General features: G+C 61.9%; 11 protein-coding genes. 3 read left to right on the top strand and 8 right to left on the bottom strand.

What is annotated here, in order from left to right; translation table 11 throughout:
• Nucleotides 1-313 precede the first annotated feature (313 nt).
• Both QMX97_RS29275 and QMX97_RS29270 read right to left on the bottom strand, forming a co-directional pair.
• Complete coding sequence (locus QMX97_RS29275; RefSeq protein WP_348775371.1) at nucleotides 314-1,237, bottom strand: transposase; 924 nt, start codon at nucleotides 1,235-1,237, stop codon at nucleotides 314-316.
• 255 nt (nucleotides 1,238-1,492) lie between these two features.
• On the bottom strand, nucleotides 1,493-2,098 hold the full coding sequence (locus QMX97_RS29270; protein ID WP_282398059.1) for a LysE family transporter: 606 nt from the start codon (nucleotides 2,096-2,098) through the stop codon (nucleotides 1,493-1,495).
• A gap of 141 nt (nucleotides 2,099-2,239) precedes the next feature.
• On the opposite strand from QMX97_RS29270, the gene QMX97_RS29265 reads away from it, so the two are divergent.
• A complete protein-coding gene (locus QMX97_RS29265) occupies nucleotides 2,240-3,883 on the top strand; it encodes a diguanylate cyclase (RefSeq protein ID WP_282398058.1) in 1,644 nt (547 codons plus the stop codon).
• An 84-nt stretch (nucleotides 3,884-3,967) separates the two neighbouring features.
• Here QMX97_RS29265 and QMX97_RS29260 read toward each other — a convergent pair whose 3' ends face one another.
• The 6 genes from QMX97_RS29260 to QMX97_RS29235 are packed head-to-tail and all read right to left on the bottom strand — an operon-like array spanning nucleotide 3,968 to nucleotide 9,456.
• A complete protein-coding gene (locus tag QMX97_RS29260; RefSeq protein WP_282398057.1) occupies nucleotides 3,968-4,804 on the bottom strand; it encodes a phosphodiesterase in 837 nt (278 codons plus the stop codon).
• A 6-nt stretch (nucleotides 4,805-4,810) separates the two neighbouring features.
• A complete protein-coding gene (locus tag QMX97_RS29255) occupies nucleotides 4,811-5,842 on the bottom strand; it encodes an ABC transporter ATP-binding protein (protein WP_065907590.1) in 1,032 nt (343 codons plus the stop codon).
• Entirely contained in the window at nucleotides 5,839-6,633 is a 795-nt protein-coding gene (locus QMX97_RS29250; protein ID WP_282398056.1) for an ABC transporter permease subunit, read from the bottom strand. Before QMX97_RS29250 ends, QMX97_RS29255 begins: the two co-directional genes overlap by 4 nt.
• A complete protein-coding gene (locus tag QMX97_RS29245; protein ID WP_282398055.1) occupies nucleotides 6,630-7,448 on the bottom strand; it encodes an ABC transporter permease in 819 nt (272 codons plus the stop codon). The genes QMX97_RS29250 and QMX97_RS29245 overlap by 4 nt, the downstream gene beginning before the upstream one ends.
• Nucleotides 7,449-8,453 (bottom strand): ABC transporter substrate-binding protein, encoded by a 1,005-nt coding sequence (locus QMX97_RS29240; protein ID WP_201145081.1) that lies wholly within the window; start codon nucleotides 8,451-8,453, stop codon nucleotides 7,449-7,451.
• Entirely contained in the window at nucleotides 8,437-9,456 is a 1,020-nt protein-coding gene (locus tag QMX97_RS29235) for a LacI family DNA-binding transcriptional regulator (protein WP_282398054.1), read from the bottom strand. The genes QMX97_RS29240 and QMX97_RS29235 overlap by 17 nt, the downstream gene beginning before the upstream one ends.
• Before the next feature lie 476 nt (nucleotides 9,457-9,932).
• Here QMX97_RS29235 and QMX97_RS29230 point away from each other — a divergent pair, with 476 nt between their 5' ends.
• Entirely contained in the window at nucleotides 9,933-11,030 is a 1,098-nt protein-coding gene (locus tag QMX97_RS29230) for a carboxynorspermidine decarboxylase (protein ID WP_106803504.1), read from the top strand.
• Nucleotides 11,031-11,058: 28 nt separating this feature from the next.
• A complete protein-coding gene (locus QMX97_RS29225; protein ID WP_065907580.1) occupies nucleotides 11,059-12,303 on the top strand; it encodes a saccharopine dehydrogenase family protein in 1,245 nt (414 codons plus the stop codon).
• Nucleotides 12,304-12,466: the final 163 nt, after the last annotated feature.

Genomic DNA, 12,466 nt, shown 5'->3' with positions numbered 1-12,466 from the left:
GACCCAACACGGACTAATGTGGGAGCTGGCTTGCCTGCGAAGGCGGTGGGTCAGCACCAGATGCATCCACTGACACGCCGCTTTCGCAGGCAAGCCAGCTCCCACATTTTGATCGCGCCCAGTCAGTCAGGTATGCAGTTGACGCACACAAGCCAAGCCCCCAAACCTGGCAGGACTCAAATACCTCTGACTCAACACAGCCTAATGTGGGAGCAACTGTCTTGATACCTTTAAAAAAAACACCATCAAGTCAGCCACAAAAACTCCCACAGCCGATGGCCGTGTACTACTCCAGTGCTGATTGCGTAGCTGATTACGCTACGCGATCTCTCCACTCTGAATCGTCTCGGATCATTGCGTTCAGGCGTATCAACAACACCCGCATGCAGGCGATAAGCGCTACTTTTGCGCACTTCCCTTTATCTAACAGAGCCTTATATCGGGCATTGAATTCAGGCTGAAAGCGAATAACCGACCAGCATGCCATGTACAACGAGCGTCGGACCGAGAACCTTCCTCCGCTGATGTAGCGTTTACCTTTCTGCTTGCCGCTGTCGTTGTTATACGGAGCAAGGCCTGCCAGTGCTGCGATTTCATGGCGCCCAACTTTGCCCAGTTCAGGCAGATAGGCCATCAAGCTGGCGGCGGTAATAAGTCCTATCCCTTTCACCGAGCACAGCCGTAAAACCCTTTTTCGATCAAGGCTTTCAGCACTCTGGCGAATCTGTGCATCGAGCAACACGATGACTTTGTTCAGGTAATCGATATGACCTTTCAGCAAAGGTTTGACGGCATCCGAACCGGCTGTTTTGAGACGTCGTTCGTCGTCACTTCGCTGCTGAACAAAGTTCTCGCGCTGATGAACCAAGGCGCGTAAATCGTCTTGATCAGGGCTTGTAGGCTGGGTTTTGGGGGGCTTGATAGCGGCTGCGAACTGAGCGAGAAGTCGTGCATCTATTGGGTCGGTTTTCGCTTGCTGCCCCATCGCTTTGGCAAAGCTCCTGGCTCGACTGGGGTTGACCCGTATAACTTCGAAGCCATCGGTTTGAAGTGCTTTCATGACCTGTCGCTCGTAGCCGCCTGTCGCCTCCAGGAGCACGCAACGAACCTGGTGACTCTTCAGCCAATCGATCAAAAGGGGGAAGCCAGTCGCTGTATTGGGGCAATTTATACCGGCTTCTTTGGAATCCAGCTGAGCTTCAAGATCGTCTTTAGAAACATCGATGCCTGCAAACATGGCCAAACCCTCTTACACTCAATGGTGAGAGCGCTCTGGCTGGGCCCACGCTTGTACTGTTCGAGGTCGGCTCGTTCAACTGTTCGGGCTCAATAACCAGAGTGGAGAGGTGGATGGCAGCATAGGCTCCCACACGTGCTTTAAGCACCGCTGTCGGTCGGCTTGCCATCCACCGCTCTCATCCTCAGTTTAAACCCAGCGCAAGACACAAGCTGGCTTGCCTGCGAAGGCGGTGGCTCAGTACCAGATGTATTCTCACGTTGAAACCAAATGCACATAGAACGCGTGAAACATGAAATACGCGCACACCGCCAGCGCCACGCCCATGCTCCGGTTGAACAGCGTGAAGGCCGACGCCCCATTGATGCGCCGCCCCAGCACCGCACCCAGCAGCGCATACACCCACGGCGCACCAAACGCCCCGAATGCCAGCAATGCCGAGACCCCGGCGATGGATGCCCCGGTAATGTGCGCCGCCGGCAACATCACACTGGTGATCGGCAACACTGCCATGATGCCCTTCGGGTTGAGCAACTGGATCACCAGGCCATTCCAGAACGTGAGGGTCCTGGTCGCAGGGCTTGCAGACTCTTCAACTTCGGTGCGCGCGTTGAACACCTGATAGGCGAGGTACAACGTGTACACCCCGCCAATCAACGAGATGTACGGCAGCACCGCCGGGGAGATGAGCGCTTCGCCGGTGTAGCCAAACAGCACGAACAACAACAGCATCGCGCAACCAACGCCGATGAAAAACCCGGTAGAGCGCCGGAACTGGCCGGTGAGCCCGGCATTCAGGCCCATGAAATTCACCGGACCTGGGCTGTACATGACGCTGAAGGCGTAGAGGAAAATATCCATGGGGAACCCGCAATAGAAGAAGTGAGGCGAGTCTACTGAGCCGCCCTGGCGTGCTTCTTGAACGTTTGTGGTCCCAAGTGCTGGCACGCTCTGTGGTATTAAGCCTACCCTGTAATAACGCCCAGTCGACGAAAGCCCCCCATGATCAAAGCCAGTCTGCGTAGTCACCTGACCCTGTGGTTTGCCGGTTTGTCGTTACTCACGTTATTGAGCGTGGGGGTCTATGTCGGCCATATCGCCACCGAACAGATGAAACAGGCCAGCGGCAACGCCCTGTTGAGCACGGCCCGCTCGACGGCGGCGCTGCTGGCGGTGCAATTGCGTGAACGCCAGTTGGAAGTTTCGCTGCTGAGCAAGGCGCCAATCATGCGCAAGGGCGACCTGGACGCGCCGGACATCCTGACCTTGATGGAGCTGCGCACCCAGTCGCGCGCCGAATACGCGTGGATGGGCGTGGCCGACGCCAACGGTCAAGTGCGCCAGGCAGTCAACGGGTTGCTGGTCAATCAGTCGGTGCAGCAGCGCCCTTGGTTCCAGGCCGGCCTGCGCGGTGAGTACACCGGTGATCCTCACGAGGCGGTGCTGCTGGCCAAGCTGTTGCCGGGTTCGCCGAGTGGCGAGCCGTTGCGCTTCATCGACTTTGCCGCGCCGATTCGCAACGCACATGGCGAAACCATCGGCGTGCTGGGCGCTCATGCGCACTGGCGCTGGGTCACGCAGATCGTCGATTCGGCCGTGATGCAAAAAGATGCGATCCCCCAGATCGAGGCGCTGATCGTCGACTTCGATGGCAAGGTGCTCTACCCGGAGTTGCTGGCCGGCGAGCAAATGCCGCCAGACCAGTTGCGCAGTGCGTCCGGCTGGTCGACCGGCAATGGCTACGTCACCGCCTCCATCGCCGTGCCGAGCCCGTCCAACGCGAAAATGACCTGGTACATCATGGTGCGCCAACCGCTGGATGTAGCACTGGAACCGGCGCGCACCCTGCTCTACAAATTGCTGGTGCTGGGCTTGCTGGCTGCGGTCGTGTTTGTGCTCGCCGCCTACTTCCTGGCCTCCTCCCTCAGCCGCCCGATCGAGCGCCTGGCCAAATCGGCCAAACAGGTGCAGAACCACCAGCCCGGCGCGGTCTTCCCTCAGGACCACCCCGTGCTGGAAATCGCCCAATTGGGTCGCTCCCTCACCAGCATGACGCAATCATTGCTCTCCAAGGAACGCGAACTGCAAGAAGCCAACGCCTCCCTGGAAGCCACCGTGGCCCAACGCACCGCCGACCTCACCCAGGCCAACGCCGACCTGCTCAAACTGGCGACCCACGACGCCCTGACCGGCGTGTTCAACCGGCGTCGCTTCGATGAAAAACTGGCCGAGAACAGCCTGCTGTTCCAGCGCACAGGGCGCACCTTCGCGCTGCTGCTGATCGACGCCGACTACTTCAAGCGCGTCAACGACACCTACGGCCACGCCATCGGTGATGACGTGCTGTGCCAGCTCGCGGCGCTGATCGAAAACACCACCCGCGCCACCGACTTCGTCGCGCGCTACGGCGGTGAGGAGTTCGCCGTGCTGCTGCCCGAAGTGGAGGAGCCGGACAGCCCCGAAGTGGTCGCCGAAAAAATCCGCGCGGCCGTGGAAGCCGCCGTGTTCCCGACAGTCGGCCATGTGACGGTGAGCATCGGCGTCGGTGTGGCCGAACCCTCGGACCGCGACTCCCTGGCGCTGCTCAAACGTGCGGACATGCGCTTGTACGAGGCCAAGGGTTCAGGCAGAAACCGCGTGGCCTGAGCCCCGTCCTGGACCGTGGCGAGGGAGCCTGCTACCGCTGGGATGCGCAGCTGCCCCCATCCCCGCCATGGAAAGCCCGATGCTTCAATCAATCAACCCATTCGCGTCATAAAACGGGTACGGCCCCGGGTACTCCCCGAACACGCCGTTGTGGCTGATCAACCCCTGTTGCGCATCCCAGCGATGCAGCAAGTACCCCGCCGGCTCCAGGTTGAAATGCGCCGGCGCGGTATCTTGCAAGTCCAGCACGATCTGGTGCGAAGTGCCGGGACACACGCAACTCATGCTGCCGCCGAAACGCCGCTGCATCGGCCGGTGCAGGTGCCCACACAATAGGCGCTCCACTTGCGGATGGCGGGCCACGACTGCTTCCAAAGCCGCCGCATTGATGAAGGGCTCACGGTCCATATGCCCGATGCCGCTGATAAACGGCGGGTGATGCAGGATCAGCAGCGTGGGCGCGTCGGGGCGCAGTGTCAGCTGCTCGTCGAGCCACTGCAATTGGCTGTCCAGCAACTGCCCGCCGTGGCCGCCCGGAATGGTCGAGTCGAGGCCGATCAGGCGCAGTGGATGCGCGTCTACCACCCAGTCCAGCGGCCCCTCGGCCGAGGCCGGCAAATAGGCGTGATCACGGAACGCATCGAGCATCGGCCCGCGCGCATCATGGTTGCCCGGCACCAGGTAGACCGGCATGTGCAGGCGCGCCAGTTCAGGGTGCAGCACCGCGTATTCATCGGCGCGGCCGAAGTCCACCAGGTCACCGCTGACTACCACGATATCGGGCCGTGGGTGGCTGGCGTTCAGATGATCGACGGCGCGGCGCAGCGCACCGAGGGTATCGACCACGCCATAGGTGAGGCGCTGGCCGGCTTTAAGGTGCAGATCGCTGATCTGCGCAACAACAAAGGCACGATTGGACATAAGTTCTCAGGCGTTCAAGGTGAACAACATGTGCGGCGTGATCGCCAGGGCAATCGGCGCGCCCACGGCGTAGAGCTGGTTGTCGCTGCTGTCGACGAGCAACGGTTGCGGACCGCCCACATCCACCAGCAGGCGGCTTTGCGCGCCCTGGAAAAACTGCGCCAGCAGATGACCGTGCAGGTGCCCCTCGCCGTCCATCACGCGCAGGTGTTCAGGGCGGCAGTACACCGTGCCGGGCAGGTTGGCCGCCTGCCACGGCAGTTCGCCGCCGCAGACTTTCAGGCCCAGTGGCGAGGCTTCGAGCACCGAGAACGCATTCAGGTTGCCGACGAATCCGGCGACGAACGCGTTGGCCGGTTTCTGGTAGATATCCCGCGGGCTGCCCAACTGCGCCACGCGGCCGTGTTCCATCACCAGGATGCGATCACCCAGCGCCATGGCTTCACCCTGGTCGTGGGTGACGAACACCGAGGTGATCCCCAGGCCCCGCAGCAGTTGATCCAACTCGCTGCGCAGGCGCTCACGCAATTGCGCATCAAGGGCCGCCAGCGGCTCATCGAGCAACAGCACTTTCGGGCGCGGTGCCAATGCACGGGCCAGGGCCACGCGCTGGCGCTGGCCGCCGGACAACTCGTGAATGCTGCGCTTGCCGTGGTGCTGCAAGCCCACCAATTCCAGCAACTCGTCGCAGCGCTTGTTGCGTTCGGACGCCGACACGCCGCGAATCTTCAAGCCGTAGACGATGTTGCCGGCCACATCCAGGTTGGGGAACAGCGCGTAATTCTGGAAGACCATGCCCACGTCGCGGCGCTCGATGGGCAGGCGGGTCACGTCCTGATCGCCGAACAACACCTGGCCGACATCCGGACGTTCGAGGCCGGCGATCAGGCGCAACGTGGTGGTCTTGCCGCAACCGGACGGGCCGAGAATCGCCAGGGTTTCGCCGCCTTCGACGGTCAGGTTCAAGTCATGCACGGCCACGGTGCCGTCGGCGAACGCCTTGCGACAGCCTTGCAGGCGAATAGTGATAGCAGTCATCGACGCTCTCCACGGGACAAACGCGCGCTGATGGCCTGCAGCGCAATCAACAGCGGCACGATCATCAGCAAAAAGATAAGGGTGTAGGCGCTGGCGATTTCCAGGCGCGCCGAGGCGTAGCTGTCGGCCAGGCCCACCGGCAGGGTCTTGGTCATCGGTGTGTGGAGCATCCAGGTCAGGTTGAATTCACCCAGGGACAAGGTCACCACCATCAGCACACCGGCGAGGATTCCCGCGCGGCAGTTGGGCACCACCACGCTGAAAAAACGCTTGATCGGCCCGGCGCCCAAGCTCGCCGCCGCCTCTTCCAGCACCGGCAAGTGCTGGCGCTGCATCACCGCCATCACCGGGCGCACCAGGAACGGCAAGGTGAACAGCACATGCCCGACCAGGATGAACAACCAGCTGCTGCGGAACATGCCGAACTGGCCGTAGGTCAGCAGCAAGGCCAGCGCACTGGCCAACCCCGGCATCGCCACCGGCAGCACCATCAACTCTTCGAAGGCGCGGCTGAAGCGGTTGTTCATGCGCACCAGGGCATAGGCCGCCGGCACGCCGATCACGCAGACGCACACCGCGCACGCCAGCGCCAGTTGCAACGACAGCCACACCGTCGGCGAATAGGCCTGCCACACCTGGATCAACCAGTCGAAGGTCAAGCCACTGGACAGCCCCACAAAGAAATTGCGCGTGAGCCCGGCGAGCAATGACATCAGCACCGGCACCAACATGAAGGCGCACACCAGCAAGGTGAACAGCAGTTGAATCACAAACAGCGATGAGCGCCTCACAGGACCGTCCCCGCATTTTTCACCAGCCGGCGCGTGAGCAGCAAGACCGCCCAGGTCAGCGCACCCAGCACCACCGACAACGCGGCGGCGACGGCAAAGTTGGCGTAGTTGGTGAACACGTTGTAGATCGCCACCGGGGTCACATTCAGGCGCGTGCCCAAGGTAAACGCGGTGCCGAAGGCGCCCATGGAGGTGGCGAAGCAGATCGCCCCGCACGAGGCCAAAGCCGGCGCCAGGCCGGGCACGATCACGTCGCAGACCACGCGCCAGTGCCCTGCCCCCAGCGAATGCGCGGCTTCTTCCAGGCTGCAGTCGAGGCTTTCGCACGCGGCCATCACCGTGAGGATCACCCGTGGAATCGAGAAGTACAGGTAGCCGACAAACAGCCCGGCCAGCGAGTAGGCAAAGATCCAGCGCTCACCCGCCAGTTGCAGGCCGAGGGAGGCCAGCAGGCCCTGGCGCCCCGCCAATAGGATCACCAGGAACCCCACCACCACTCCTGGAAACGCCAAGGGAAAGGTCAGCAGCGCGACCAGGGCCGAACGCCCGAAGAACTGCTGGCGCGCGAGGAACACCCCGCTGATGCCGCCGATCAACAGCGCGACCAGTGTCACTACGACCGCCAGCACCAGCGTCTGCCCCAGGCTGCCCAGGTATTGCGCACTGCTGAGTACCTGCCAGTAACCGCTGCCGAGGCTGTCGCGGCTCTCGGCGCCGAGCAGCATCAGGTGCGCCAGCGGCAACAGCCAGAACGCGAGCAGTACCGCACAGGCCGGGGCCAGCGCCCAGGCCGCATGTTTTGCCGATGCTGCCACTTACTTGACCTCGTTCAGGTAACGGGCGGCGAAGGCTTCCTGCACGGCGGCCATTTTTTCGTAGTCGACCACGCCGGCGCGGGCGTAGTCGCTGTCGGGCAGGAATTGCGCGGCGACGTCGGCAGGCATTTTCAGCGGGCGCACCGGGCGCAGATAAGCCTTGGCCCACAGTGCCTGGCCGGCGTCGGACAGCACGAAGTCGAGGACCTTTTGCGCATTGGCGCGGTGCGGCGCGTTGGCCACCAGGCTCATCACGTAGGGCACGCTGATGCTGCCTTCCGTGGGGATCACGAAGGCCACGTTGGCGTTGTCTTTGTAGCGCGCGCGGTAGGCGTTGAAGTCGTAGTCCACCAGGATCGGCAACTCACCGGAGAGCACCCGCGCGTACGCGGTTTGCTTGGGTACGATGGGCGCGTTTTTCGCCAGTTTCTGGAAGTAGTCGATGGCCGGGGCGAAGTTGTCCAGGTCGCCGCCCATTGCGCGGTTGATCGCCACGGCAGAGACGTAACCGACGAAGGCGCTGGACGGGTCCAGGTAGCCGACCATGCCTTTGTATTCAGGCTTGAGCAAGTCGGCCCAGCTGTGCGGCACCGGCAAGCCACCGAGCGCGTCGACGTTGACCATGATGCCCAAGGTGCCGGAGTGGATCGCGAACCAGTGGCCGTCCGGGTCCTTGAGGCCGGCGGGAATCTGCTCCCAGCCCTTGGGTTTGTAGCCGTCGACCACGCCGGCCTTTTGCGCCTGCAGGCCGAAGGTCACGCCGTAATACACCACGTCCGCCACGGGGGCGGCCTTCTCGGCCACCAGTTGCGCCAGGGACTGGCCGGAGTTCTTGTTGTCCAGCGGCACCTGCACGCCGGTGTCGGCCGCGATGGCCTTGAGTTGGGTGCCCCAGTCGGCCCAGTCCGGTGGGCAGTTGTAGCAAATTGCGGTGTCGGCGGCCTGGGCCAGGCCGGCCATACCGCAGAGCAGCACGGCTGCCAGGGTTTTACGCAATGCGCGCATCGAAGCTCTCCTCATGGGGTTGAGTGCTGTCGCCCGGCCGGATATGGCAAGGCAGGCAGTGGGATATCGGGTCGTTACCGGCGATCTGCGCCAGCAGTTGATCAATCACCGTGCTGGCGAGCAGTGCGATGGGCTGCACCACGCTGCACAGGGTCGGGTGCATCTGGGTGCCGAGGGCGATGCCGTCAAAGCCCACGACCGACAGTTGCTGCGGCACCTGCCAGGCATTGCGGCGCAGTTCGGCGATCAGGCTGATGGCCAGGAAATCGTTGGAACACACCAGCGCAGTCGGCGCCTGGGGCCCTTGCAGGCAGGCTTCGATAGCGGCGAATTCGGCCTGTGTGTGGGCCGGCATTTCGATCACCGGCCGGCTTGCAAGCCCGTATTCGCTCATCGCATCGCAGTAGCCCGCATAACGCAGCCGGGCCCGGTCCGACTGCAACGCGGGCCCGGCGACCATGCTGATGCGCCGGTGACCGGCTTCCAGCAAGTAGCGGGTAGCCAGGGCCATGCCCGCGTGGTTGTCGACCGACACGGCGCTGTAGTTGGGGTTGCCGGGTTGGTGGTAGGCGAGCACGAACGGGGTTTTTTCGCTGTTCAGGCTGCTGAGGACGGTGTTGCTTTCGGCGTCGGTGACCGTCAGCACCAGGCCGTCGACGCGCTGGCGCAACAACTCTTCGACCACGCTGCTTTCGCGCTCGCTGTCGTAGTCCGTGGTGGCGAGCACCAGGCTGTAGCCGCGCAACCGCGCCGCACGCTCCATGGCCTGGAACTGCTCGGCGAACACCGGGTTGAGCAGGTTGGGCACCACCACGCCAATCAATTGGGTGGTTTGCAGCCGCAACTGGCGGCCGAGCAGATTGGGGCGAAAGCCCAACTCGCGGGCGGCGGCGAACACTTGCTCGCGGGTGGTCGGGCGCACCTGGTCGGGGGAAGCAAAGGTGCGGGCGGCAGTGGCACGGGACACCCCGGCCAACCGCGCAACGTCTTTCAGGTCAGTCATCGTCACTCGCTTGAGATCGATCTCATTGGCGAGGACAGTAGCGAGGGAATATGGCAGTCACATGGTGGGCAGATGACAGTTTGATGTCACCGATGACCTGCAGGAGCCAGCTTGCCGGCTCCTGCAGGGGGTGTGGAGCCATCCTTTGTCGAGTGCGATCGCCAGGAGGTCCTGGGCAGGCTGGTATCGGGAAATGACCTGACAGGCGATGTCGAATTCTCCCGTCAATGCCTGACGAAACTCGGCCAGGCGGCCCGAAGCCTCCAGCCAGTGCACTGTCCATGCGTCCATTCTCACCTCTCGTTGCCCCAGCCTGGCTCAATCACCATGACCGTTCATCATCCTCACGGGCTGTCATATTCGCAGGCCAGATTAAAGGCGGCGCAGCAAAATCCGCCCACTAACCTTTCGATCTGATCCAAGTGCGGGCACAATGCGTGTCCTTTTTTGGCAGGCACCGCCGCAGGCTCTCAAAAATGATCAAAACGCCGTACTACCTCATCGATAAACAGAAGCTTCTGGTCAACATGCAGAAGATCGCTTACGTGCGCGAACAGTCCGGCGCCAAGGCCCTGCTGGCGCTCAAGTGCTTTGCCACCTGGTCGGTGTTCGACCTGATGCAGCAATACATGGACGGCACCACCTCGTCGTCGCTGTATGAGCTCAAGCTCGGTCGCCAGAAGTTCGAAGGCGAGGCGCACGCCTACAGCGTGGCCTGGGCCGACGATGAAATCGAAGAGATGCTGGATAACTGCGACAAGATCATCTTCAACTCTATCAGCCAGCTGCAGCGTTTTGCCGAACGCAGTGAAGGCAAGACCCGTGGCCTGCGCGTCAACCCGCAGGTGAGCAGCTCCGACTACCTGCTGGCCGACCCGGCGCGCCCGTTCAGCCGCCTGGGCGAATGGGACCCGGAGAAGATCGAAGGCGTGATCGAGCAGATCTCAGGCTTCATGTTCCACAACAACTGCGAGAACGGCGACTTCAGCCTGTTCGACAAAATGCTCGGCACCATCGAAGAACGCTTCGGCGCGCTGTTGCACAAGGTCAAGTGGGTCAGCCTCGGCGGCGGCATCCACTTCACAGGTGAAGGCTATGCGCTGGACGCGTTCTGCGCGCGCCTGAAGGCGTTCTCCGAGAAGTACGGCGTGCAGGTCTACCTGGAACCCGGCGAAGCGGCGATCACCAACAGCGCCTCGCTGGAAGTGACCGTGCTCGACACCCTCTACAACGGCAAACACCTGGCCGTGGTCGACAGCTCCATCGAAGCGCACCTGCTGGACCTGCTGATCTATCGCCTCAACGCCAAGCTGGCACCGAGCGAGGGCGAACACACCTACATGGTGTGCGGCAAATCCTGCCTGGCCGGGGACATCTTCGGCGAGTACCAATTTGATCGTCCGCTGGCCATCGGCGATCGGCTGTCGTTCATCGACACCGCGGGCTACACCATGGTCAAGAAAAACTGGTTCAACGGCCTGAAAATGCCGTCCATCGTAGTGAAACAACTCGACGGTACAGTCGAAGTGGTTCGTGAATTTGGTTACGACGACTACCTGTCCAGCCTTTCGTAAGCTGGCGGATAAAGGAGAGATAAAGCAATTGAAAAAGAACGTTCTTATCATTGGTGCAGGAGGTGTCGCCAAGGTGGTGGCCCACAAGTGCGCGCAGCACAACGACGAACTCGGTCGTATTGCTATCGCGTCGCGCAACATCTCCAAATGCCAGGCCATCATCGACAGCGTCAAGGCCAAGGGTAGCCTCAAGGTACCCGCCGACATCCAGGCCTTCGCGCTGAACGCTTTGGACGTGGAAGCGACCAAGGCCCTGATCCGCGAGACACAATCGCAGATCGTCATCAACGTGGGTTCCGCGTTCCTCAACATGTCGGTCCTGCGTGCCTGCATCGACACGGGCGTCGCGTACCTCGACACCGCCATCCACGAAGAGCCGGGCAAGGTCTGCGAGACCCCGCCGTGGTACGGCAACTACGAATGGAACCACCTGGAAGAGTGCAAACAGAAGAACATCACCGCCATCCTTGGCGTGGGCTTCGACCCGGGTGTCGTCAACGCGTACGCCGCGCTGGCGCAGCAACAGCATTTCGACCGCATTGATTCGATCGACATTCTCGACGTCAATGCCGGCTCCCATGGCAAATACTTCGCCACCAATTTCGATCCGGAAATCAACTTCCGCGAATTCACCGGACAGGTGTGGAGCTGGCAGAACAGCCAGTGGACCAGCAACACCATGTTCGAAGTCAAGCGCACCGACGACCTGCCGGTAGTCGGCTCGCAGAACCTCTATCTCACCGGCCACGATGAAGTGCACTCGCTGTCGAAAAACCTCGACGTGCCCAACGTGCGGTTCTGGATGAGCTTCGGCGAACACTACATCAACGTGTTCACCGTGCTGAAAAACCTCGGCCTGCTCTCCGAAAAGCCGGTCACCACCGCCGAAGGCCTGGAAGTCGTGCCGTTGAAACTGGTCAAGGCCGTGCTGCCCGACCCATCGTCGCTGGCGCCTGGCTACACCGGCAAGACCTGCATCGGCGACCTGGTCAAGGGCACCAGGAACGGCCAGCCGCACGAGGTGTTCATCTACAACGTGGCGGATCACGAAGAAGCCTTCGCCGAGACCGACAGCCAGGGCATCTCCTACACCGCAGGCGTGCCTCCGGTCGCTGCTGCGCTGCTGGTAGCCCGTGGTGAATGGGATGTGCAACGCATGGCCAACGTCGAGGAACTGCCGGCTGAGCCGTTCCTCAAGGCGCTGGACGTGATGGGCCTGCCGACTCGGATCAAAGACGAGCACGGTGATCGGGCTTGGGATGCGATTGCCTGATAGGCGATGGCTGACCGAACAAAAAAATGCGCCCCAAGGGGCGCATTTTTTGTTGGGGCCCACATAACTTTCAAAGAACAATGAAGATCAAAATGTGGGAGCGGGCTTGCTCGCGAATGCGGTGTGCCAGTCACTGCATCTGGCGACTGATACACCGCATTCG

The organism is Pseudomonas sp. PS01298 (assembly GCF_029959745.1).
Classification (GTDB): Bacteria; Pseudomonadota; Gammaproteobacteria; order Pseudomonadales; family Pseudomonadaceae; genus Aquipseudomonas; species Aquipseudomonas aylmerensis.
The sequence above is the reverse complement of the archived record's forward strand: the minus strand, read 5'-3'. Positions and strand labels throughout refer to the sequence as shown.

What these genes read in the sequence shown, in the direction of transcription:
- QMX97_RS29270 (WP_282398059.1), bottom strand. Translation starts at nt 2,098, where the DNA reads ATGGATATTTTCCTCTACGCCTTCAGCGTCATGTACAGCCCAGGTCCG.
- QMX97_RS29255 (WP_065907590.1), bottom strand. Translation starts at nt 5,842, where the DNA reads ATGACTGCTATCACTATTCGCCTGCAAGGCTGTCGCAAGGCGTTCGCC.
- QMX97_RS29275 (WP_348775371.1), bottom strand. Translation starts at nt 1,237, where the DNA reads ATGTTTGCAGGCATCGATGTTTCTAAAGACGATCTTGAAGCTCAGCTG.
- QMX97_RS29240 (WP_201145081.1), bottom strand. Translation starts at nt 8,453, where the DNA reads ATGCGCGCATTGCGTAAAACCCTGGCAGCCGTGCTGCTCTGCGGTATG.
- QMX97_RS29235 (WP_282398054.1), bottom strand. Translation starts at nt 9,456, where the DNA reads ATGACTGACCTGAAAGACGTTGCGCGGTTGGCCGGGGTGTCCCGTGCC.
- QMX97_RS29260 (WP_282398057.1), bottom strand. Translation starts at nt 4,804, where the DNA reads ATGTCCAATCGTGCCTTTGTTGTTGCGCAGATCAGCGATCTGCACCTT.
- QMX97_RS29230 (WP_106803504.1), top strand. Translation starts at nt 9,933, where the DNA reads ATGATCAAAACGCCGTACTACCTCATCGATAAACAGAAGCTTCTGGTC.
- QMX97_RS29265 (WP_282398058.1), top strand. Translation starts at nt 2,240, where the DNA reads ATGATCAAAGCCAGTCTGCGTAGTCACCTGACCCTGTGGTTTGCCGGT.